The organism is Vreelandella sedimenti, assembly GCF_013416325.1.
GTDB lineage: Bacteria > Pseudomonadota > Gammaproteobacteria > Pseudomonadales > Halomonadaceae > Vreelandella > Vreelandella sedimenti.
The window spans coordinates 159,898-181,613 of record NZ_JACCGK010000007.1 but is presented as its reverse complement, the minus strand read 5'-3'; the positions used below and the strand labels follow the sequence as shown (position 1 = coordinate 181,613).

20 protein-coding genes are annotated in these 21,716 nt (G+C 57.2%); 16 read left to right on the top strand and 4 right to left on the bottom strand.

Translation table 11 applies throughout. The features are described 5' to 3' along the window. The first annotated feature begins 202 nt into the window (after nucleotides 1–202). The 4 genes from minC (at nucleotide 203) to sbcB (ending at nucleotide 3,748) form a co-directional block, all read left to right on the top strand. Nucleotides 203–949 carry a septum site-determining protein MinC gene (minC, locus tag HZU72_RS09780; RefSeq protein ID WP_180091615.1) on the top strand — a complete coding sequence of 249 codons (747 nt, stop codon included), beginning with the start codon at nucleotides 203–205 and terminating at the stop codon, nucleotides 947–949. Between the two features lie 157 nt (nucleotides 950–1,106). Next, a complete protein-coding gene (gene minD, locus HZU72_RS09775) occupies nucleotides 1,107–1,925 on the top strand; it encodes a septum site-determining protein MinD (RefSeq protein WP_180091614.1) in 819 nt (272 codons plus the stop codon). Beyond that, nucleotides 1,922–2,173 carry a cell division topological specificity factor MinE gene (gene minE / locus HZU72_RS09770; RefSeq protein ID WP_007111776.1) on the top strand — a complete coding sequence of 84 codons (252 nt, stop codon included), beginning with the start codon at nucleotides 1,922–1,924 and terminating at the stop codon, nucleotides 2,171–2,173. Before minD ends, minE begins: the two co-directional genes overlap by 4 nt. Before the next feature lie 81 nt (nucleotides 2,174–2,254). Then, entirely contained in the window at nucleotides 2,255–3,748 is a 1,494-nt protein-coding gene (sbcB, locus tag HZU72_RS09765) for an exodeoxyribonuclease I (RefSeq protein WP_180091613.1), read from the top strand. A 39-nt stretch (nucleotides 3,749–3,787) separates the two neighbouring features. Here sbcB and HZU72_RS09760 read toward each other — a convergent pair whose 3' ends face one another. Both HZU72_RS09760 and HZU72_RS09755 read right to left on the bottom strand, forming a co-directional pair. Next, nucleotides 3,788–6,655, bottom strand: coding sequence for an insulinase family protein (locus HZU72_RS09760; protein WP_180091612.1), 2,868 nt, complete (start codon nucleotides 6,653–6,655; stop codon nucleotides 3,788–3,790). Then, nucleotides 6,655–7,341 carry an SOS response-associated peptidase gene (locus tag HZU72_RS09755; protein WP_180091611.1) on the bottom strand — a complete coding sequence of 229 codons (687 nt, stop codon included), beginning with the start codon at nucleotides 7,339–7,341 and terminating at the stop codon, nucleotides 6,655–6,657. Before HZU72_RS09755 ends, HZU72_RS09760 begins: the two co-directional genes overlap by 1 nt. 191 nt (nucleotides 7,342–7,532) lie before the next feature. Between HZU72_RS09755 and HZU72_RS09750 the strand changes: the two genes are divergently transcribed. Beyond that, nucleotides 7,533–8,147 carry a TetR/AcrR family transcriptional regulator gene (locus HZU72_RS09750; protein ID WP_027957733.1) on the top strand — a complete coding sequence of 205 codons (615 nt, stop codon included), beginning with the start codon at nucleotides 7,533–7,535 and terminating at the stop codon, nucleotides 8,145–8,147. Further along, a complete protein-coding gene (locus HZU72_RS09745) occupies nucleotides 8,144–8,809 on the top strand; it encodes a 1-acyl-sn-glycerol-3-phosphate acyltransferase (RefSeq protein ID WP_180091610.1) in 666 nt (221 codons plus the stop codon). The genes HZU72_RS09750 and HZU72_RS09745 overlap by 4 nt, the downstream gene beginning before the upstream one ends. Before the next feature lie 15 nt (nucleotides 8,810–8,824). On the opposite strand, the gene HZU72_RS09740 is transcribed toward HZU72_RS09745, so the two are convergent. Together HZU72_RS09740 and HZU72_RS09735 are read right to left on the bottom strand one after the other, a co-directional pair. Continuing rightward, a complete protein-coding gene (locus HZU72_RS09740; RefSeq protein ID WP_009288263.1) occupies nucleotides 8,825–10,099 on the bottom strand; it encodes an HlyC/CorC family transporter in 1,275 nt (424 codons plus the stop codon). A gap of 104 nt (nucleotides 10,100–10,203) precedes the next feature. Beyond that, nucleotides 10,204–11,001, bottom strand: a complete 798-nt coding sequence (locus tag HZU72_RS09735; protein ID WP_180091609.1) for a cytochrome C assembly family protein — start codon at nucleotides 10,999–11,001, stop codon at nucleotides 10,204–10,206. Between the two features lie 247 nt (nucleotides 11,002–11,248). On the opposite strand from HZU72_RS09735, the gene ffh reads away from it, so the two are divergent. From ffh to HZU72_RS09685, 10 genes are all read left to right on the top strand, one after another. Further along, the gene (gene ffh / locus HZU72_RS09730) at nucleotides 11,249–12,667 is read left to right on the top strand and encodes a signal recognition particle protein (RefSeq protein ID WP_180091608.1); all 1,419 of its coding nucleotides are present in this window, start codon (nucleotides 11,249–11,251) and stop codon (nucleotides 12,665–12,667) included. A 311-nt stretch (nucleotides 12,668–12,978) separates the two neighbouring features. Next, on the top strand, nucleotides 12,979–13,227 hold the full coding sequence (rpsP, locus tag HZU72_RS09725; RefSeq protein ID WP_007111767.1) for a 30S ribosomal protein S16: 249 nt from the start codon (nucleotides 12,979–12,981) through the stop codon (nucleotides 13,225–13,227). A 71-nt stretch (nucleotides 13,228–13,298) separates the two neighbouring features. Continuing rightward, nucleotides 13,299–13,844 carry a ribosome maturation factor RimM gene (rimM, locus tag HZU72_RS09720; RefSeq protein ID WP_180091607.1) on the top strand — a complete coding sequence of 182 codons (546 nt, stop codon included), beginning with the start codon at nucleotides 13,299–13,301 and terminating at the stop codon, nucleotides 13,842–13,844. 119 nt (nucleotides 13,845–13,963) lie between these two features. After that, nucleotides 13,964–14,731 carry a tRNA (guanosine(37)-N1)-methyltransferase TrmD gene (trmD, locus tag HZU72_RS09715; protein WP_180091684.1) on the top strand — a complete coding sequence of 256 codons (768 nt, stop codon included), beginning with the start codon at nucleotides 13,964–13,966 and terminating at the stop codon, nucleotides 14,729–14,731. Between the two features lie 140 nt (nucleotides 14,732–14,871). Beyond that, entirely contained in the window at nucleotides 14,872–15,228 is a 357-nt protein-coding gene (gene rplS / locus HZU72_RS09710; protein ID WP_027957738.1) for a 50S ribosomal protein L19, read from the top strand. 131 nt (nucleotides 15,229–15,359) lie between these two features. Continuing rightward, nucleotides 15,360–16,241: a site-specific tyrosine recombinase XerD gene (gene xerD / locus HZU72_RS09705; RefSeq protein ID WP_180091606.1), complete on the top strand. Its 882-nt coding sequence runs from the start codon at nucleotides 15,360–15,362 to the stop codon at nucleotides 16,239–16,241. Further along, complete coding sequence (locus HZU72_RS09700) at nucleotides 16,216–17,019, top strand: DsbC family protein (protein ID WP_180091605.1); 804 nt, start codon at nucleotides 16,216–16,218, stop codon at nucleotides 17,017–17,019. Before xerD ends, HZU72_RS09700 begins: the two co-directional genes overlap by 26 nt. A 110-nt stretch (nucleotides 17,020–17,129) precedes the next feature. After that, on the top strand, nucleotides 17,130–18,446 hold the full coding sequence (locus HZU72_RS09695; RefSeq protein WP_180091604.1) for a homoserine dehydrogenase: 1,317 nt from the start codon (nucleotides 17,130–17,132) through the stop codon (nucleotides 18,444–18,446). Nucleotides 18,447–18,452: 6 nt separating this feature from the next. Continuing rightward, entirely contained in the window at nucleotides 18,453–19,841 is a 1,389-nt protein-coding gene (gene thrC / locus HZU72_RS09690) for a threonine synthase (protein WP_180091603.1), read from the top strand. A gap of 21 nt (nucleotides 19,842–19,862) precedes the next feature. Continuing rightward, a complete protein-coding gene (locus HZU72_RS09685) occupies nucleotides 19,863–21,674 on the top strand; it encodes a single-stranded-DNA-specific exonuclease RecJ (protein WP_180091602.1) in 1,812 nt (603 codons plus the stop codon). The last annotated feature ends 42 nt before the right edge of the window (nucleotides 21,675–21,716 follow it).

Genomic DNA, 21,716 nt, shown 5'->3' with positions numbered 1-21,716 from the left:
CGTAGCATGAAAAAAGTGGCTCAGTGGTTGCAGTCACCGGCGCTGTCGCTTAGCTTGGCCTTACTATGGTGTGATAAACGTCTATTTTCTAGGCCACACTGCTTCTAGACCACACTGTTTTTAGACTACAGTGTTTCTAGACGACGAAATGCGTGATAGTACGCTACCTTTATCTTATCTGAACATGACGGGGAGTTTGGCCATGAGCCTTAACGTGGATAGTGCCGCAGTGGCCTTTACCTTCAAAGGCGGCATGTTGCCGATGACCGTCATGGAGCTAAGTAGTGCTGATCCGGAGCAAATCCGGCAGCAGTTGGCTGGCAAATTCTCCCAGTCGCCCGCTTTCTTTCAGCATACACCGGTTGTGCTCAGCGTGGAAAAACTCGATGAACCCCACTTAGCCCTTGAGCGCATTTGTGCCGTGTGCCGTGACCATAAGCTGTTGCCGGTGGCCGTACGCGGTGGCACCGAGCCGGTTCGCCAATCGTCCTGGGCGCTGGGGTTGGGGTGGTTTCCACCGGTAGCAGAGGGCCGTGCCCGGGTGCTTGAAAGTGTCAGTAACTCGCCAGTGCAAGAAGTTGCCCGTGAGGAGGAACTGAGTGAGGCGGAAGCGCCAACGCTCGCTACGCGGCTTTATCGGGGTACCGTGCGGTCGGGGCAGCAAGTAAGTGCCTCTGATGGAGATTTGGTGGTGATTGGGGCGGTGAATGCTGGGGCAGAAGTGCTAGCTGCTGGTAGTATTCATGTTTATGGTGCGCTGCGTGGCCGTGCGCTGGCGGGTATTCATGGCAATACCCAAGCGGGTATTTACTGCCGCGAATTGGAGGCTGAACTGCTTTCAGTGGCAGGTAATTACAAACGCTCTGAAGATATCGACGCTCAACTTCTGGGGCGGCCCGCAGAAGTTCACTTTACAAAAGAACAGCTTGAAATTAAGCCACTGGGCTAATGTATTTGTATGAGGCTGCGTTGGTGCTACATGCCTAGCGACGCCGAAGACGCTATCCGTTACAGTATGGCATGTTGATGACATTGACGTTCCCGTTATGCGCAGAGCGCCAACTGACTCGCGCTCGCGACGAACGACTTCAAGAAGGAAGTGACTCTTGGCCAAGATAATTGTAGTGACCTCTGGTAAAGGAGGGGTCGGTAAAACCACTAGCGCGGCAGCCATCTCTACGGGGCTTGCTCTGCGCGGTAAAAAAACAGTCGTAATCGATTTTGATGTGGGCCTGCGGAATCTCGACCTGATCATGGGCTGCGAACGACGCGTGGTGTATGACTTAGTCAACGTGATTCAAGGTGAAGCGGGGCTTAACCAAGCGCTGATTCGTGATAAGCGCGTCGAGAATCTGTTTATTTTGCCAGCTTCTCAAACCCGCGATAAAGACGCCTTGACCCAAGAGGGGGTCGCGGAGATTCTGGAAAAATTGAAAGAAGATTTCGATTTCATTCTTTGTGATTCCCCCGCCGGTATTGAGCGTGGTGCGCAGTTGGCCATGTACTTTGCCGACGAGGCGATTGTGGTCACCAACCCGGAAGTGTCGTCAGTGCGCGACTCTGACCGTATTTTGGGGCTACTGGCCTCGAAAACCCGACGTGCCGAACGGGGCGAAGACCCTATCAAAGAGCACCTGCTGGTGACTCGCTATAATCCCGAGCGCGTGACCTCCGGCGATATGCTGACGCTCGACGATATCCGCGAAATTTTGGCGATTAACCTGCTGGGCTTGATTCCTGAGTCTGAGGCCGTGCTGCGTGCCTCTAACCAGGGCGTGCCCGTTACCCACGATATCTCCAGCGATGCGGGCCAAGCGTACAGCGATACGGTATCGCGCCTGCTCGGCGAAGACATGCCGCTGCGTTTCCATGAAATGCAACGCAAAGGCCTGCTCAGCCGTATGTTCGGGGGAGGTCGTCGATGAAACTGCTTGAGTTCTTGAAGCGTGAGCGCAGAAAATCCGCCTCGGTAGCCAAAGAACGTTTGCAAATTATTGTGGCGCATCAGCGTAGCCAGCGCGGGCAGCCCGACTATATGCCGATGCTTGAGCGCGAGCTGCTTGAGGTGATCCGTCGCTACGTCCATGTGGATGACGACGCCATTCAAATTTCCTTGGACAGCGAAGACAACTGCTCAGTGCTTGAACTGAACGTTACGCTCCCCAAAAGCTAACCCTAAGCGTTGAAGACGCGGCGAAAGGGGTGGCGGGTGTGCTAGGCTTGGGCTTTTAACTGCCCAGCGGAGTGATTATTCATGGCGCCACCCAATGCTGCCCCTGCCAGTTTTCTTTGGCATGACTATGAAACCTTCGGGGCGGATCCGCGTCGCGATCGGCCCGCTCAGTTCGCAGCCCTGCGCACTGATGCTGACCTGAACGAGATCGGCGAGCCGATCGAGCTCTACTGCAAGCCCGCCGATGATTACCTGCCTCATCCTGCCGCCTGTTTGATCACCGGTATTACGCCTCAAAAAGCCCAACGTCATGGTTTACCCGAAGCAGAATTCGCGGGCGAGATTCAGCGCCATATGAGTGAGCCGGGCACCTGCGTGGTGGGTTACAACAGCCTGCGTTTTGATGATGAAGTCTCCCGCCACCTATTTTACCGTAATTTGCTCGACCCTTATTCCCGTGAGTGGCAAAACGGCAACTCCCGCTGGGATTTAATCGATGTTGTGCGCGCCTTTTATGCGCTGCGTCCTGATGGCATTGAGTGGCCACTGCGCGAAGACGGCGCGCCCAGCTTCAAGCTTGAGCACTTAACTGCGGCTAACGGCATTGCCCATGAGGGGGCCCACGATGCGGTAGCCGATGTACGGGCCACGATCGCGTTGGCCCGCTTGCTCAAGGCGCGCAATGCGAAGCTGTTCGACTATTTACTCGGTCTGCGCGGTAAGCGCGCGGTGGCCAAGCAGCTTGACCTGCCCAACGCCAAACCGCTGCTGCATATCTCCCGTCGTTATCCCGCCAGCAGGGGCTGTAGTGCGTTAGTCATGCCGCTGGCTGAACACCCGGCAAACCCTAATGGGGTGATCGTTTACGATTTGAGCGTTGATCCCAGCGATATGCTGAGTATGTCGGCGGAGCAGGTTCGTGAGCGCGTGTTTGTCAGTCAGCAGGATTTAGCAGAAGGCGAGGTGCGTATTCCGCTAAAGGTGATTCATATCAACCGCTGCCCGGTGGTGTTTCCCGCCAGTGCCTTGAAAGACGTTGAGGGGCCTCAGCAGGGTGAGTATGGCAACATTGTCGCGCGCTTAGGCTTGGATGTGGTGGCCTGTCGGCAGCACTGGAAAGCCCTGCGCGATGCCAGCGGTGTCGCCGCTAAGGTCGCCGAGGTGTTTAGTGCAGGTTACGACGATGCGCCGCAAGACCCTGATCTAATGCTCTACTCGGGCAGTTTCTTCTCTGCTGCCGACCGTCAGCAGATGGAGCGAGTACGAGAGATGGAGCCGTGGGATTTGGTAGGGCAGCGCTTTGCGTTTCAGGATCCGCGCTTGGAAGAGATGTTGTTTCGCTTTCGTGCGCGCAGTTATCCCGACACGTTGGAAGGCGAAGAGCGCGAGCAGTGGGAAGCGTTTCGTTGGATGCGGATCAATGATCCGGCCCTGGCGGGCTTTACCCTCAAGGCGTTTGCGCGGGAAATCGCTCAGTACAATCAGCAAACCCTTACGGATCGCGAGCGCCAGATTTTGGAAGAGCTGGTGATGTTCGTGGAAGCCATGATGCCGGCTCAAGCATTTGACGCCTGAGCCGGTGCCCGTTTAGGTCACTCCTGTAGAGAGTTCTCTTTACGCACTGTCATCACGCACTTTGGGCAAGGGTGAGCGCTCTTCACGATAATCTCTGACATCGCTGGGTTCGTCGCCTGGATTAAAGCGTATATCCAGGGTGTGCTCGCGCAGCGATGGCCATAGGGCCTTAATATCTTCAAGGCTAACGTTTAGCACCCGCTCGGCCAGTTGGTCGCTGCGATCAAAGCGCACGTCTTCCAACGCTGTGGCTTGCCAGTAGCGATTGGCCATTCCCGCAAGGCTGGTATCGCGCTGGCGCAACTGGTCGTGAACTGCCTGGCGATAAGGCGCTAAGTCAGCGTCGCTGAGTTGTTCAAGACGCTGGTTAGCCTCATCAAGAAACACATCCATACGCTCGGCGATGGTGCCGCTCTCCACGTCAGGTGATTGCACCATAAGGGCAATCCCTGGCGCTTCGAGCAGCGGCGAATAGCCGGCGTTCACGATGTAGCCGAGCTGCTGCTCGGTGCGCAGTTGCTGGTAGAACGGCGTTTCCAGCCACTGGGCGATCACCGCGGTGGTGGCTTGTTCCTCTGGCGTCTGATCGCGGCCTTGCAGATAGCGCAGTACCAAGGACTCATCCCGAGAGCTGTGAGGGTGCAGCACGCTGTGCTCGCCACTCGCTGCAAGTGGGGTGAGGTTGGCAATATCGTCGCGGTTTAACCGCGGTTTTAGCCTGGCACGCATCAGCTGTGTTTGTTCACGCGCTAGGTCAGCGTTCAGATTGCCCACCGCCATGGCATCGACGTACAGGTCATCTAGAAAGCGCTGGCGAAAATCTTCCAGGTGGCCACGGTCAAAGCGCTCGCTAGCGGCGAGCAGTTCAGCGGTAGACCATTGTGGTGTGAGTAAAGCTTCGCCCAGCGTGCGGCTAGCTTGACCGTAGAGTGACGCCTGGGGCGCGTTGCGCCACTCGCGCTGCAACTGATAACGCACCCGCTCGAAAGCACTGTCGGTGATTTCTGCGCTCTCTAACTGCTCAAGGGCTTGTTCAATCAGCGGGGTTTGGCCATCACGCCAGCCTGAGAACGATAGTGTCATGCCCCTGGCGTGAGGGTAAGCGCTAAACGACTGCCCGGCCAGCCACGCGGGGTAGAGGGATTCATTCAAACTATCGTTGAGCCAACTGGCTAGCAGCCGAGTGAGCACTGCTTCATGGGCGGAGTAGCTGGCGGTGGGGCTTTGTAGGCTGACCCGCCACTCAACTTTGGGAGTGTTAAAGCGCTCATCCTGCATATGCCAGGCGCTAAACGATGGCGTATCGACCAGCAGGCTAGGGCGCTTATCCTGGCCTTCCAGCAGCGTCAGGTCGCTGGCGATAAAGGGGTTGGGCCCTGGGAGTGCCAAACCGCTCAGGGGCTGGCCCGGCTGTTCGGGCACTTGCTCTTCCCATTGGGTGTTGAACCAAGGGGAGACAGTGTCGCTTTCGATATCCGGCGCTGAGTAGAAGCGCAGCATGTTATCCGGCGTTAGCGCGTCAAGATAAACCTGCTGGCGCTCTGCATCGGGGCCATCCATACGGTAGGCCGCGTACTGCACGTCCTCTACCGGGTAGCGAGACAGGCTCATAGAAAGGCGAGTGGCTTCCTGCTGGGGGGCGCCATACTGCTGGAAGCGGAAGGCCTGCTCATTGAGTTTTGCTTGCTCTTCGTAGCGCCATTCGGCGAGGCCATCATTACGCAGTTGCTTAATGGCGGCAAACAGGGTGGCTTCAATATCGTCCAAGCGTTCGGCGCCTGCGGGCGTCAGGCTGATGGAGATAGTGAATAGTGCTTCGTTGCCATCGCCGCGGCCCACACCGGCGGAAAGCCCATCGGCCAATCCTGCATCACGCAGTACCGCTAACAGGCTACCTTCACCTTCATCGCCAAGCAGGTGGGCAATTATCTGGGTCGGTTTTGTGCGGTAATCGTCGGTGGGGTCGGGCACCGGGAAGTAGAAATTCACCTGGCGACGATCCTGCAGCGACTGGCGCTCGATATAGCGGGGGAGCGTGTCTGAATCAACCAGCGGCGCGTCAATCGTCGGCACGCTTAAGTCGTTGTCGGGAATATCGGCAAAGCGCTCGGCTATCCACTCCTCCAACTGATCCAACGGCTGTGGTGCCACAATCGCCAGGTTCATTACATTGGCGTCGTAATGCTGGTGATAGAAATCGATTACTCGCTCGCGTAGCGTTGCCTCGCCTTCAGGCGGGCGGGCTAAGGTTTCCCGGCTACCCACGGCAAATCCGGTGGTGGGATTGTCAGGGTTGAGCAGTTGGTTGAGCACATCGTTTTCGCGTCGGGACTCATCACGAATACGCGCCATATACTCCGAGTGAACGATATTGCGCTCGCTCTCCAGGTGGTCGGCGTTAAACAGCGGTGAGAGGAAAAATTCGCTGAAACGATCCAGTGCACCCGGCAGTGCCGAGGGCTCAATATCAAAGAAGTAATTGGTATCCTGCTGCGCTGTAAAGGCGTTGTGAGAGCCCGCGTTATTGGAAATATAGCGCTGGTAGGCATCAGATTCCGGGTAGGGCTCGGTGCCTAAAAACAGCATGTGCTCTAGAAAGTGTGCTAACCCCTTAAGGTCATCAGGATCTTGGGCGCTGCCTACTCGCACATTCATCGACGCTGCCGCCTTGTCCGCCTCCGGGTCGCTGACCAGCAGCACATTGAGGCCGTTCTCGAGCGTCAAAACCCGGTAATCACGGCTGTCATAGGGGCTAATGATCGGGGTGACCGTGTCAGCAATGGCATCCGCAACGGCGTCATCGGTGGCCGCGAAGGCCAGCGGCGTTAACGCGATGCTGGCGATAACGCCAATCACTGCGCACTGCGGGAAAACACGCCAGTGGGTTATGCAAGTGGATAGCAACATTACAGCTCCTGTGACACAGCCCAACGCAGCATCGACCCGGTAGGGTGGGCACAGGCCGATGACTGGTAGGCGGGATTATTGACATGTTTAGATACCGGAAAAGCGCCCAACAGTTCCAACGGTGCGGGTGCTAACAGTGAATTAAGCGTTTCGGTATCGGTGTCTGGGGTGAGCCAGGCGGATAACGCATGGCTGGGTATAGTGACCGGCAGGCGGTCGGTTAACGGCGATAACAGCAGATTGGCAGGCACGGTGATCAGTGCGGCAGAGTCGGTAAACGCCGTTAACGTGGTGTGGTAGCGGCACCATAGTGCTCCCAATAGCAGCGGCGCCCGGGATACCTGGGTCACCAAATAGGGTTGCTTGCTGCGGGGCTGGGTTTTCCATACATAGAAACCGCTTACCGGAATAACGCAGCGGCGAGCGCTAAAGGCATCGCGAAACATCGCCCGTGATTCAAGGGTTTCCGCCCGGGCGCAGTGGGGGGCATGATCCAGCACTTCCAGCCAGGGTGGCGTCAGGCCCCAGAATAGCGACGAGAGCCGGTACTGCCCCTGCTCTAAGCGAATAGCGGAGATTGGCCGACGAGGTGCTAGGTTAGGCGACTCAATCAACGGTTCAGGAGTGGCTAGCGTTGGCAATAAGCGGGTCAGCGGTAAATTTTGCACATGCAATCGCCCCGTCATAGCTATCTCCTTAAGCAGAATCGTCGTGGAAGTGTACCTGGATGGCGGGGGACTTCGGGCAATAAAGCACGAAATGTAGCGTTTTAGTGTCGAAAACAGTGTTCGATGTAAGGTATCCTATCGTATCCCTTGCTCCCGCTAAAGCGCAGTGAGGCTTCCTTCTTGTTTGCCGTTGACCTTAAGAGATCGCCATGGCCCGTCCTAGACAGCATGCGCCCGATGCCCTCCATGCGCAGGTCATGCACGCTTGTGATGAGTGGTTGGCTGAGCAGCCAGTCCATGGTCTCTCACTGCGTGCCCTGGCCAGAGAGGTCGGCTGTGCCCCCAGTACCCTATTGAAGCTATATGGCAGCTTCAATAATTTATTGCAGCACGTCAATGTGGAAACGTTGGCGCGTTTACAGCACACCATTACCAGCCTGATCGACGATGACCCTGAGCCATGGTTACGTTCGCTGGCACGTGCCTACTGGCGGTTCGCCGAGCAGGATTGTTACCGCTGGCAGCTGCTGTTTGATTATCCCCTGGCCCAAGAAGGCGAGCTTGATCAGCGCCAGAGCGATTTGATCGAAGCGTTGTTTACTCAAGTAGAAGCGTCGCTTAAATCTTACCAGCCAGCGCTGGATGATCTCGAAGCCCGCCGTTTGGGGCGTACGCTGTGGGGCAGCGTTCATGGATTAGTCCAACTAGGGCTTAATGAGCGATTGGGTTATTGGCAGGGGCAGCAATTAAAAGTAGATGAGCTGCTGGATCAACTGATGAGTACCATTCTGGCGGGCCTACGCCATCGTGAGGCGGCGACGTGACTGGGTGGGTCAATGCGGCTCGCCAAGCGCTGCGCTGGCTGATTTTTGTCTCAATGCGCCTCTGTTACCGGCTGCAGGTGCATGGGCGTGAGCATATCCCCAAGCAGGGGGCCGCGCTGGTGGTGTGTAACCACGTCAGTTTTATGGATGCCTTGGTGTTAGGCGGTGCTAGCCCCCGGCCGTTGCGCTTTGTGATGGATCAACCGATTTTTGACTCGCCTTGGCTTAAATGGTGGTTTCAGCTGGTTGGCGCAATCCCTATTGAGTCTGAACGGCGCAGCCCAGGCGCCCTGAGGCGCGCCCTGGATGACGTGAGCTCAGCGCTGCGCCAGGGGCAGGTTGTGATGGTCTTTCCTGAAGGGCGATTGACCCCTGATGGCGAAATTCACGCCTTTCGGCGCGGCCTAGAGGCTATTCTCGCTCGGGACGATGTGCCGGTGATTCCGGCAGGACTGGCAGGCTTATGGGGGTCGTGGACCTCTCACCATGATGGCAAGGCGCTAAAAAAGTGCCCTAAGCGCTTTCGGGCGCCGGTGAGCCTGCACTTTGGGCCCCCGATCAACCGCCTGGACGCCGATGACATAGCGCTGCGGCGGTTCCTCGAAGCGCGGGTTAGGGCGCTAAAGGCGGCGGCTGACCAGGATCTGGCTAACCGCCGCTAATTCGTTTATGACTGACTAGCGCCGTGGCGCCCTCAGCTTTTGCCAGCAGCGCGCCGAGGTAATGAGATTATCGCGGATCTCCAGAATCTCCATGCGCATATTGCCGATTTGTAGGCATGCTGGGCCTTCTGGAAAAGCTTCAAGGTGCTCAAGAATTAACCCGTTGAGCGTTTTGGGGCCATCGGTAGGCAGCTGCCAGCCGAGCATCTTGTTAATCTCACGAATATTGGCGGTGCCTTCAATCACGTGACTGCCGTCATCCTGCTGGTGAATCTCTTCATCCTCAGAGACATCGGTGGTGAACTCGCCCACGATCTCTTCCAGAATATCTTCCAGGGTGACCAAACCCTCTACGTCGCCGTACTCATCCACCACAATGCCGATACGCCGCTTCTGCTTTTGAAAGTTGAGCAGTTGGGTATGTAGCGGCGTGGATTCGGGAATGAAGTAGGGCTCCCGTGCCTCTTGAACAATCGATGCCTTGGTAACTTCGTCCCGGGAGAGAAAGCGTGCCGCGTTGCGCAGATGCAGCATGCCGATAATATTATTGATATCGCCTTTATAAACCGGTAGCCGGGTATGCTGGCTGGTGCGAATTTGGGTCAAGATATCTTCGAGCGAATCATCCAGGTCGATACCCAACACTTCGTGGCGCGGCACCATGATGTCGTTCACGGTGACGTTCTCAAGATCGAGAATCGATAGCAGCATTGCCCGGTGGCGGTAGGGGATCAGCGTGCCCGCTTCGTGAACCACCGTGCGCAGCTCATCACGGGTCAGGCTATCGCCCCCGTTATCAACGCTTTTAACGCCCACCAACCTGAGCAGGCCGTTAGACATCACGTTAACCAGCCATACGAGCGGGTAGAGCAGCTTTAGCAGCGGCTCAAGGGCGTAGGAGGTCGGGTAGGCGATCCGCTCGGGTTTAATCGCGGCGTAGGTCTTCGGCGTTACTTCGGCAAAAATAAGAATCGTGATGGTCAATAGAGCAGTAGAAATTGCAGGCCCAGATACGTCGCCGAAGAAGTGAATGGCGATAATGGTCGCAATTGAGGCTGCCAGGTTGTTGACGAAGTTGTTGCCGATCAGGATAACGCCAATCAGGCGGTCTGGGCGGGTGAGCAGGCGCATGACCCGTTTGGCTCTGCGGTCACCGCTGTTGGCTTGATGGCTCAAGCGGTAGCGGTTAATCGACATCATGCCGGTTTCAGAGCTGGAGAAAAACGCAGAAAGCAGTATCAGTAAGGCTAGCAGGCCGAACAGTAACCCCAGGGGGAAGTCGTCGCTCAAGTCGAAAAGTCCTTTGTGGCGGGTTAGGCTCGATTTGTAGAAGGTGGCGAGTAGTGTGTCAAGACAACCAAAGGCGTGTTAATGCCCCGTTAGCGGTTGAGCCGTTATCGATTGAGTACAATCTCAAGTACGAACTTACTGCCAAAGTAGGCCAGCACCAGCAGGCCGCAACCGCCCAGTGTCCAGCGCACGGCACGCATGCCGCGCCAACCAAAGCGATAACGACCAACCAGCAGGGTCGTGAAAATTACCCAGGCCAGTAGCGAGAGTACGGTTTTGTGCGCCAAGTGCTGGGCAAAGAAGTTGTCCAGAAAAATAAGCCCGCTCGCGATGGAGAGCGTCAATAAAATAATTCCCGCCCATACCAGTTCAAAAAGTACTCGCTCCATCGTGGTGAGCGGCGGTAACGACTGCACAATGCCGCGAATATGATGATGGCGCAGCGCCTGGTTCTGTAGGCCGACCAGCACCGCTTGGACGGCGGCAATCGCCAGCACGGCAAACGCCAGCGCTGAACTTATCGCATGCAATAAAATGCCCGGTGTAAGCCCGGTATGGCCGCCCTGATTCGGCAGCCAAGTGGCGGCGAGTAACGCAATACCCGCCAGCGGGAAGAGTACAATCCCGGCGTTAAGCACCGGTTTAAACAGGCTGGCAACTAGCACGACGTTGACCGCGACCGCCATCAGCAATGTGGCGCTGGTGGTAAAGCCGGGCAGTAGGCCAGGGGATTGGCCGACTAATTTGATCACCACAGGAATGTGCAGCAGTAAGCCCAGCACAGCGAGCAGGCGCACCATACCCTGGCGGGGCGGCACACGCCGGAACAGCGTCATGCCTTGCCAAATGGCCGCGGCAACATAAAGAACAAAAGCAATCGTGGCGAAAGGGAGCGCCTGCATGATGCTATCCGTGCGCCTTGCAGCGCGTTGCTGTGAATAAATAAACGAATTAAGTGTGATTACGACGAGAATCTATCCAACTACTATAACTAATCCAAGCGGCGTCGCCCAGCGGGGTGGGCGTACGAAAATAGCCAGGGGTGCTGAATGTACCCCATGGAGACTCAAAGCATGAGCGCGTATAATCTTTTTACTAATTAGTCCAGGGCGTGCGCGCCGACGGCAGTGACGGAGGCAGAGAGGCCCCATGTTCCAGAATCTAAGTGAGCGTCTTTCCCAGACGTTAAAGTCGATCAAGGGTCAGGCTCGCCTGACCGACGACAATATTAAAGATACCCTGCGTGAAGTACGCCGCGCACTGCTTGAGGCCGACGTAGCACTGCCGGTCATCAAGGAATTCATTGAACGCGTGCGCGAGCGGGCGGTCGGGCAGGAAGTATCTAAAAGCCTGTCGCCAGGCCAGCAGTTCGTCAAAATCGTTCAGCAAGAGCTGGAAGCGATTATGGGCGAAGCCAACGACGGCTTTGTACTCAAGGGTTCCCCCGCCGTTGTATTGATGGCCGGCCTACAGGGTGCGGGTAAAACCACCTCTGTGGCCAAACTGGCCCGCTACCTGCGCGAACGCGAGAAGAAGAAGGTCTTGGTAGTGTCTGCCGACGTTTATCGCCCGGCAGCCATCGACCAGCTCGAAACCCTGGCCAAAGAAGTCGAAGTGGATTTCTTCCCTTCGCGCTCTGACCAGCAGCCGGTAGCCATTGCCGAAGCGGCCATCAAGCACGCCAAAATCCAGTTTCACGATGTGGTGCTGATTGATACTGCCGGTCGACTGGCGATTGATGAAGCCATGATGGCGGAGATCCAGGCGCTGCATAAAGCGGTCTCGCCTCAGGAAACGCTGTTTGTCGTCGACGCCATGACCGGCCAGGATGCTGCCAATACCGCCAAGGCGTTCAGCGAAGCGTTGCCGCTAACCGGTGTGATCCTGACCAAGGCAGACGGTGATGCTCGCGGCGGTGCAGCACTGTCTGTGCGCCACATTACCGGTAAGCCGATCAAGTTTATGGGGGTCGGTGAAAAAGTCGACGCCCTGGAACCGTTCCACCCAGACCGTGTCGCCTCGCGCATCCTGGGGATGGGCGACATGCTGTCGCTGATCGAGGAAGCCGAACGCACCGTCGATAAGTCCAAAGCCGAGAAGTTGGCTAAAAAGGTCAAGAAGGGTGACGGATTTGACCTGGAAGATTTTCGCGACCAGCTCCAGCAGCTCAAGAAAATGGGCGGTATGGGTGGTCTGATGGGTAAGTTGCCCGGCATGGGGCAGATGGCCGAGATGGCCCAAGGTCCCGGCCCTGAGAAAGAGCTGGGCAAGCTGGAGGCGCTGATTAACTCCATGACGCCTAAAGAGCGCCGCAAGCCAGATATTATCAACGGCTCGCGCAAACGCCGCATTGCCGCCGGTGCAGGCCTGCAAGTGCCCGATCTGAATCGTCTGCTCAAGCAGCATAAGCAGATGCAGAAGATGATGAAGAAAGCAGGTCAGAAGGGCGGCATGCAGAAGATGATGCGTGGCATGTCTGGCATGATGGGCGGCGGAGGCCCAGGTGGGCCTGGTGGAATGGGAGGCCCTGGTGGCATGGGCGGCCCCGGTGGTTTACCGCGACGCTAAGACGCCGATGGTAAAGTGCTGATGCGCTTGGTGAGGTTGACGACCTATCAGTTTTCTGGCTGACAGGCTTTCCAAGCCGAGCGCATTTGCGTAGAATGCGGCCTCTTCATGCGTGGGTGCTGCCCAAATACGTCAAAACGTAGCAGTAGCAGCGCTCAATGAAGGCCTTTATGGTGCTAAAAAAGTCATGCAAGCCGCTTTTATGTGGCTGTGTGCCAGTTTAGCGCCAAGAAAACAGCACGACGAGTGTTCCGATAGCGGTTAGCGCTATAAACACACTCTCGTAACCTCAACCGAAGGATAGTTATCGTATGGTTACCATTCGTTTGGCCCGTGGTGGCGCCAAGAAGCGTCCCTTTTACCACCTGACCGTTACCGACTCGCGTAACGCTCGCGACGGTCGCTTCATTGAGCGTATCGGCTTCTTCAACCCGGTTGCCCGTGGTCAGGAAGAGCGTCTGCGCGTCGACCTAGACCGCGTTGTTCACTGGCAGAGCCAAGGCGCCCAGCTGTCTGGTCGTGTTGCTGAGCTGGTAAAAGAAGCACGCAAACAGGCTTAAGCCTGATTTTGAGTCTTGTTGTCTAAGGCTTATTGTGTGAGAAAGTGAGTGCTGGGTAGCTGAGGTCGTCGATGACGCGTTTTGAAATAAGCCAAACTGACGACACGCATGTGGTGCTAGGCAAGCTGACTAGCCCTTATGGGGTGAAAGGTTGGCTCAAGGTGTACTCCTACACTAGCCCAATGGACAGCATTCTTGAATACCCGGAATGGTGGGTGCGCCAAGGTGAAGCCCTGAAGCGCATAAGCATTGTTCAAGGGCGTCGGCAGGGCAAAGGACTTGTGGTGCAGCTTGAAGGGGTCGATGACCGTAGTGCGGCGGAAGCATTAGCCCAAACGGACATTCTGATGCCCAAAGAGGCGCTGCCTGAGCTTTCCGACGATGAGTATTATTGGCATGAGCTTGAAGGCATGGCGGTCTTCACTCAGGCCGGCGAACGGCTAGGACGGGTAAGCTACCTGTTTGAAACCGGCGCCAACGATGTCATGGTGATTCGCGGCGATTCAGACTCAATCGACAAGCGCGAGCGACTGCTGCCATTTTTGCCAGACGACGTCATTATCGAAATCAGTTCCCAAGAGGGCCGTATGGTCGTCGATTGGGATCCTGAGTTTTGACCAAACTTATGAACAGTTTGAGCAATGATGCATCTACCGACTCAGCTGAGTTGGATAGTGGCAACGCGCCGGAAACGGCGAGCGAAGCAGCAGTGCCTGCAACGTGGATTGGCCCAGCGATGTGGATTGGCGTTGTATCGTTGTTTCCCGAGATGTTTGACGCGCTAACGCAACAGGGCGTGGTCGGCAGAGCGGTAGAGAAGCAGCGTATTGCACTGGAGTTTTGGAATCCACGGGATTACGCCACTGACCGCCACCGCAGCGTCGATGACCGCCCCTATGGTGGTGGTCCAGGCATGTTGATGAAAGTCGACACCCTGCGTGCAGCGATCTTTGCAGCCCGGGAGCGGGCGCAGAAAGCCACCGGCTTAGTGCCGACGGTGATCTACCTTTCACCCCAGGGGCGTAAGCTGGATCAGCAGGGCGTTCAAGCACTGGCTTCCGCCGGGCCTTTAGTGGTTGTGGCGGGGCGCTATGAAGGCATTGATGAACGCGTGGTGGAGAGTGACATTGATGAAGAGTGGTCGATTGGCGACTATGTGTTGAGCGGCGGTGAGCTGCCAGCGATGGTACTGATTGATGCAGCGGCAAGGCTGATCCCCGGTGTACTGGGTCATCAGGATTCCGCTATCGAAGACTCGTTTAATGACGGCCTGTTAGACTGCCCGCACTATACCCGTCCAGAAGCCATCGACGGGCGCCAAGTGCCGGATGTGCTGTTAAGCGGTAATCATGCAGCCATCAAGCGCTGGCGGTTAAAGCAGTCACTCGGGCGTACATGGCAGCGTCGTCCAGACCTGTTGGAAGGGCGATCGTTAGATGCCGAGCAGCGTAAGCTGTTGAACGAGTTTATCGAGGAACACGCTCTGTCAGCTAAAACTGAGTAGGCCAGAGCGGCGGTGCAGGGCGTATGCGCACCTGTGTCACCCATAACGACTCCCGCGTAGCTCGTTTCGAGCGCCGGGATCACGGCTTCCGCCACCCATGATTGAGCGGTCAAGCCAACACGTTATTCAGGAGTATGATGATGAGCAGTAAAAGCAAAGTGATCCAGGCGATCGAATCTGAGCAAATGGGCAAAGAAATTCCTCCCTTTGCCCCCGGCGACACCATTGTCGTTCAGGTAAAAGTAAAAGAAGGTACTCGCGAGCGTCTGCAGGCGTTTGAAGGTGTAGTCATCGGTAAGCGTAACCGTGGCCTGAACTCCGCTTTCACCGTGCGTAAAATTTCTCACGGCGTTGGCGTTGAGCGTACCTTCCAAACCTATAGCCCGCTGGTTGACTCGATCGAAGTCAAGCGTCGTGGTGACGTGCGTCAAGCCAAGCTTTACTACCTGCGCGAGCGCAGCGGTCGTTCTGCACGTATCAAGGAAAAGCTGGCTTAAACGCCACTGCTCCTCGGGCGCACGCTGTTCTCGAACAGATGTTGCGTCCGGATACCAAGACCCCGTCACCGCTTTGCGGGGCGGGGTTTTGTTTATGCCGCTCAATAAAAGCGGTTTGAGGTGACTAACGTATGAGCGTTATCGATACATTTTTAGATGCTCTCTGGCTTGAACAGGGCGCCAGCGATCATACGTTAGCCGCCTATCGGCGTGATTTAACCGCCTGGCAAACCCACTTGGAGAGTCACGGCGAAGCCCTCTTGGCGCCGCCGCCGGAGCGCCTCAGTGAGTGGCTGGCCAGCCGCCGGGAGGAGGGCTATCAACTGCGCAGTAATGCCCGGCTGCTGTCGACTCTACGCAGCTTCTACCGCTGGGGGCGTCTCAACAACCAAGTGGAAAGCGACCCCCTTACCGACATCAAGCTGCCGCGGGTCATACCCGGCTTACCTAATACCTTGGAAGAGGACGAAGTTGAACGTCTGCTCTTAGCGCCGGATACGGAGACTCCTTTGGGGGTTCGTGACCGTGCCATGCTGGAGCTACTGTACGCCTGTGGCTTGCGGGTATCTGAATTGGTCGGACTCACCGGCGATGCGGTCAACCTGCGCCAAAACGTGGTTAGGGTGCGCGGTAAAGGCGATAAAGACCGCTTGGTTCCCATGGGCGAAGAGGCCGCAGATTGGCTGGCGCACTATATGCAGACTGCACGGTTGGCGCTGATGAGCGACCCAACACGCCCCGCGCTGTTTCCCGGGCGGGGAAACAAAGCCATGACCCGGCAAACCTTTTGGCACCGGATTAAGGTGCATGCCATAACGGCAGGGATTACCCGGCCACTGTCGCCCCATACGCTTCGCCATGCATTTGCCACCCACTTATTGAATCATGGGGCCAATTTGCGGGTCGTACAGCTGCTGCTGGGTCATAGCGATCTGTCGACGACCCAAATTTATACCCATGTAGCCCAGGCGCGCTTGGAAAGCCTACATGCTGAACATCACCCACGAGGTTGAATTGATGATGCGTCAACGCCGTTTTGTAACACTACCTTTACTGACACCTTCCTCGATGCTGGCGTGTTTGCTAACTGCCAGCCTGCTACCTTCCGCTGCACAGGCTGACGACGTGGCAGATCGTTTGGCTGAATCGCTTAGCGTCAATGGCCAGTCGATGCCCGTGGAAGCGGTCACCGAAACGCCTATGGATGGCGTTTATCACGTGCGGTTGGAGAACGGCGAATCTTTCTACTCCAATGCAGACGGCAGCCACTTCCTGGTCGGCGATCTATATGAAAACGCACCCGACGGGTTGGTCAACTTAACCGAGCAAGAGCAGAACCAAGAGCGTGCAGATGCGTTGTCGGCAGTGCCTGAGAGTGAGCTAGTGATCTTCCGCGGTGCCGATGAACCGAAAGCAACAGTGACGGTATTTACCGATCCTACTTGCCCCTACTGCGCGCGGTTACACGACACCATTCCGGAGTTGAATGAGCGTGGTATCGCCGTTCACTATATGGCGTTTCCCCGTGCGGGCATGGGCAGCCAAGCTGCCACCACGCTGCAGCAGGTATGGTGCTCGGATAATCGCAGCGAAGCGATGACTCAAGCCAAAGAGGGCGAGGCTATTTCCAGCGCAGCAGACTGCGACAATCCTGTGGCGGGGCAGTATGATCTGGGCAAGGCGCTGGGCGTACAGGGCACGCCAGCAATTATTTTGCCCAATGGGCAACTGGTGCCGGGCTTTGTGCCCCCCGAGCGGCTCTCTGCCATGTTAGGCTTGGATGACGAATAACGTCACATTGAAAGATAATGCAAAGCGCTGAGGCGCGGTCTTTAAGATCGAATTCAAAACCGTAATTAAGGCCAGCACCACCAGGTGCACAACACGAAAGGGGAAGTATTTTGAAACCGGTAAGAGTAGGTATTTGTGGTCTAGGTACTGTCGGTGGCGGCACCTTTAACGTATTGACTCGCAACGCTGATGATATTGCGCGTCGTGCTGGCCGCCCTATTGTGATTGAGCAGGTTGCTCACCGCAGTATTCATCCTGACTGCGATATTACCGGCATCAATGCCACCTCCGATGTGTTTGAAGTAGCGACCAATCCCAATGTGGATGTCCTGGTAGAGCTCATTGGCGGTTACGATATCGCCCGCGAGCTGGTGCTCACCGCCATTGAAAACGGCAAGCATGTGGTCACCGCCAATAAGGCGCTGATTGCAGTGCACGGCAACGAAATCTTCAAGGCCGCTCACGAAAAGGGCGTCATCGTGGCATTCGAAGCTGCAGTCGCAGGCGGCATTCCGGTGATCAAATCGCTGCGCGAAGGCCTGGGTGCCAACCGCATTGAGTGGGTAGCGGGGATTATCAACGGCACCGGCAACTATATTCTTACCCATATGCGCGATGAAGGCCGCGCCTTTGAGGACGTGCTCGCGGAAGCTCAGGCGCTAGGCTACGCCGAATCTGACCCCACCTTTGACGTGGAAGGTATCGACGCGGCGCACAAACTGACTATTTTGGCCTCGATTGCCTACGGCGTGCCGCTGCAGTTCGAGAAAGCTTTCACCGAAGGCATTTCACGGATTACTGCAGAAGATGTCGAACAAGCCGACAACCTTGGCTACGTAATCAAGCACTTGGGTATCTCCAAGCGTACCGATCAAGGCCTGGAACTGCGGGTTCACCCCACGCTGATTCCTAAAGAGCGTCTGCTGGCCAATGTTCATGGCGTAAAAAATGCCATTGCGGTAATGGGCGACGCGGTAGGGCCGACGCTTTACTACGGCGCTGGCGCCGGCGCCGAGCCGACTGCATCAGCGGTGGTGGCCGACTTACTCGACGTGGCGCGGGATATCTCCACCGACCACCACTACCGGGTTCCCTACCTGGCGTTTAGCGGCATCGACGAAGATGTCAGCCAGTTGCCCATCATGCCGATGGAAGACATCATCACGGCATACTACCTACGCCTATTGGCGGTGGATCGCCCCGGCGTACTGGCACGGGTGGCGACTATTCTGGCCGAGCAGGGCATCTCTATCGAAGCGCTGATCCAGAAAGAGGCGACCGAGGGCGAATTGGTGCCGATCATTCTGCTGACTCACCGCACCAAAGAGAAACAGATGAACGCAGCGATCCGCGAAATCGAATCCATGGCCGATATTGCCGGGTCGTTAACGCGCATTCGCGTAGAAAGCCTGGACGAAGGGGAGTAAGCCTAGATGCGCTATATCAGCACGCGTGGGCAGGCGCCCGCGCTCTCCTTTGAAGAAGTGGTGCTCACCGGTATGGCCAGCGACGGCGGCCTCTATGTGCCGGAAACACTGCCTGAGTTCTCTCGGGAAGAACTGGCCGACATGGCCGGGCTCTCCTACGCGGAAATCGCCTTTCGGGTGATGAAGCCGTTTGTGAACGGTGAGATCGACGACGCGACCTTCCGCAACATCGTGACCGAGGCCTACGCGACCTTCAATCACGACGCCGTGCTGCCGCTCAAACAGCTGGATGCCAATCACTTCCTGCTTGAGCAGTTCCACGGCCCGACCCTGGCGTTTAAAGACGTAGCGCTACAGCTGCTTGGCCGCCTGCTCGATCACTTCCTGAAAAAGCGCGGCGAGCGTGCGGTGATCATGGGCGCGACCTCGGGCGATACCGGCTCGGCGGCGATTGAAGGCTGTCGCCACTGCGACAACCTGGACATCTTTATCCTGCACCCGCACAACCGGGTCTCGGAAGTGCAACGCAGGCAAATGACCTCGGTGCTGGCCAATAACGTCTTTAACATTGCCATTGAAGGCAATTTCGACGACGCCCAGGCGATGGTCAAAGCCAGTTTTGCCGACCAGACGTTCCTTAATGGCACCCGCCTAGTCGCAGTCAACTCGATTAACTGGGCGCGCATTATGGCGCAGATCGTTTACTACATTGCCTCAGGCGTTGCCCTGGGTGCGCCGCACCGTGAGGTGAGTTTCTGCGTGCCGTCGGCTAATTTTGGCAACGTTTTTGCGGGCTACATGGCCTACAAAATGGGGTTGCCGGTGAAGCAGTTCATCATCGCCACCAACGCCAACGACATTCTGCACCGCACGCTGGCCGCCAACGACTTCTCCAAAAAAGAGCTGGCGGCTACTTTAGCGCCTTCCATGGATATCGTGGTGTCGTCTAACTTTGAGCGCCTGCTGTTTGACGCCTATGACCGCGATGGCTTGGCCGTGGCGGCGCTGCTTGAGCGCTTCCAGCAGGAGCCCACGGCGCTGGCCGATGCGCCGCTGGCCAAGCTGCGCGAGAAGTTTTCCAGCTACAGCGTGGATGATGCGACGATTCTGGAAGTGATTCGCGATGCCCATAAGCGCACCGGCGAAATGCTCGACCCGCACACCGCCACCGGCTATCGCGCCGCCGAGCGTGCTCGTGCTGATCAAACAACGCCGATGATTACCCTCGCCACTGCGCATCCGGCTAAATTCGCCGAGGCCGTGGTGAAAGCAGGCTTCCTGGGTGTACCGCTGCCGCCGCATATGGAAGACCTTATTGAACGCGAAGAGCGTTACACCGTGTTGCCCGCAGAGCTTACCGCCGTGCAGCAGTTTGTCGTGGAAAATCGGCGTTGAGACCTACCTTTTGAGACATCGATGACCGCAGTGACAGATTTACCCCAAAGCACGCTGTCTTCTAGCACAACCAGACCACGCTTAGAGCCTCGTCCTGTGGACGAGGCGCTCTACGCCCGTGCCCAGGCGGAAGGATTAAGCGAGTTGCAGGCGCGACTGCTGGCCTCACGTTTGCCTGGTTATAGAGGCGAATTGCTACCATTAATTGCCCCCAGCCTGCGCTACCTGGCCCATCCGGAAAAACTGGCCGATGGTCGCCGCGCCGCTGAGCGTATCGCTCAGGCGGTGGCAGAGGGTGAGGCCATCGGCATTCTCACCGACTACGACGTGGATGGCATTACCTCCCACGTGGTGATTAGGCGCACGCTGGTGGAGCTATTTGGAGTCCCGGAAGGCAAGCTGCACAGCCTGATTGGCCACCGCATTCACGATGGCTATGGCATTAGCCTACCGCTGGTAGAGCGCACCCTTGCGCAAAAGCCGTTTCCCACCCTGGTGATTACCGCCGATTGTGGCAGCTCTGATGAGCCGCGTATCGCGCGATTAAAAGCGGCAGGTATCGACGTGGTAGTCAGCGATCACCACGCCCTGCCCATTGAGGGGCCGCCAAGCTCGGCATTCGCCTGTGTTAACCCTACCCGTGATGACTGTGAGTATCCCGACAAAACCATCGCTGGCTGTATGGTGGCGTGGCTGCTGATGTCACTTGCCCGCGGTGTGCTGATTGAGTGGGGGGCGCTATCAGCGTCGACGCCCAAGCTGTCGCCCTGGCTCTCCTACGTAGCGCTGGGCACGGTAGCGGATTGTGTCTCCCTGGGCGGCAGCCCCGCCAACCGCGCGGTGGTCAATCAAGGGTTAAAACTGATCAATCGTATGGATGCGGCGTGCTGGCGCGCTATGGCCACGCGCTTAGGCGCTGACAGCGTGCCGTTTAACGCCGAGACGTTAGCGTTTCAGATGGGGCCGCGGATTAATGCCCGCTCGCGGCTGGACGACCCCTACGCGGCGCTGCACTTTATGCTGGCCGAGAATGATGGGGTCGCCAATCGCCAGCTCGACGTGCTGGATCAGGATAACCAGTCCCGCAAAGCGATTGAGGCCGATATGGCCGCCGAGGCGCGCGCTCTCGCCACAGTGGCTCTGGACGCCGATGAGCCCGCCGTGGTGGTGCTGCTTGAAGACGGGCACGCCGGCGTACAGGGAATCGTCGCCTCGCGATTGGTGCAGGCCTACGGGCGCCCGGCGCTGGTGCTAACACAAGCCTCGGCACCGGGCATGCTAACCGGCTCCGGCCGCTCGATTGACGGGCTTCACCTGCGCGATGCCTTACAGCGCACCTTTGAGCTTGCTCCCCAGTCGCTGCCACGCTTTGGCGGCCATAGTGGTGCGGCAGGGGTGGGCGTGCCACGGGATCAGCTTGACGTCTTTAAAGCGGCTTTCTTGAGGGCCGTCGGCGAACAGCTGGAGGGACGAACGCTCTATCCGCGCCTATGGACGGATGGCGAACTCTCCACGGCACAGCTTTCGCTGACCACCTTGCAAGAGATAGAAACCCTTGGGCCCTACGGGCGGGAGTTTGATCCGCCGCTGTTTGAAGGTCGCTTTATTGTCGAGGCGCTGCGCCCGGTGGGTGCTGACGGCGCGCACCTGATGCTGGAACTCTCCACAGGACCTGTGACCTGCAAAGCCATCTGGTTTCGTGCCTTAACGCCTGGGGAACTGCCTGGGTTTAACGTGGGGGATACGCTCCACTGTGCTTACAAGCTTAACCGCAACCGCTGGCGGGGCCGCGAGACGCTGCAGTTGATGGTTGAACACGCCAGCCCAATTTAAGTTCTGCATCGCATCATCTACTGACAATTTAAGTAAGGAAGC

What these genes read in the sequence shown, in the direction of transcription:
- HZU72_RS09755 (WP_180091611.1), bottom strand. Translation starts at nt 7,341, where the DNA reads ATGACGGGGCGATTGCATGTGCAAAATTTACCGCTGACCCGCTTATTG.
- sbcB (WP_180091613.1), top strand. Translation starts at nt 2,255, where the DNA reads ATGGCGCCACCCAATGCTGCCCCTGCCAGTTTTCTTTGGCATGACTAT.
- rplS (WP_027957738.1), top strand. Translation starts at nt 14,872, where the DNA reads ATGAGCAGTAAAAGCAAAGTGATCCAGGCGATCGAATCTGAGCAAATG.
- trmD (WP_180091684.1), top strand. Translation starts at nt 13,964, where the DNA reads ATGTGGATTGGCGTTGTATCGTTGTTTCCCGAGATGTTTGACGCGCTA.
- thrC (WP_180091603.1), top strand. Translation starts at nt 18,453, where the DNA reads ATGCGCTATATCAGCACGCGTGGGCAGGCGCCCGCGCTCTCCTTTGAA.
- HZU72_RS09700 (WP_180091605.1), top strand. Translation starts at nt 16,216, where the DNA reads ATGCTGAACATCACCCACGAGGTTGAATTGATGATGCGTCAACGCCGT.
- xerD (WP_180091606.1), top strand. Translation starts at nt 15,360, where the DNA reads ATGAGCGTTATCGATACATTTTTAGATGCTCTCTGGCTTGAACAGGGC.
- rimM (WP_180091607.1), top strand. Translation starts at nt 13,299, where the DNA reads ATGACGCGTTTTGAAATAAGCCAAACTGACGACACGCATGTGGTGCTA.
- HZU72_RS09735 (WP_180091609.1), bottom strand. Translation starts at nt 11,001, where the DNA reads ATGCAGGCGCTCCCTTTCGCCACGATTGCTTTTGTTCTTTATGTTGCC.
- HZU72_RS09685 (WP_180091602.1), top strand. Translation starts at nt 19,863, where the DNA reads ATGACCGCAGTGACAGATTTACCCCAAAGCACGCTGTCTTCTAGCACA.
- rpsP (WP_007111767.1), top strand. Translation starts at nt 12,979, where the DNA reads ATGGTTACCATTCGTTTGGCCCGTGGTGGCGCCAAGAAGCGTCCCTTT.
- ffh (WP_180091608.1), top strand. Translation starts at nt 11,249, where the DNA reads ATGTTCCAGAATCTAAGTGAGCGTCTTTCCCAGACGTTAAAGTCGATC.
- minE (WP_007111776.1), top strand. Translation starts at nt 1,922, where the DNA reads ATGAAACTGCTTGAGTTCTTGAAGCGTGAGCGCAGAAAATCCGCCTCG.
- minC (WP_180091615.1), top strand. Translation starts at nt 203, where the DNA reads ATGAGCCTTAACGTGGATAGTGCCGCAGTGGCCTTTACCTTCAAAGGC.
- HZU72_RS09750 (WP_027957733.1), top strand. Translation starts at nt 7,533, where the DNA reads ATGGCCCGTCCTAGACAGCATGCGCCCGATGCCCTCCATGCGCAGGTC.
- HZU72_RS09760 (WP_180091612.1), bottom strand. Translation starts at nt 6,655, where the DNA reads ATGTTGCTATCCACTTGCATAACCCACTGGCGTGTTTTCCCGCAGTGC.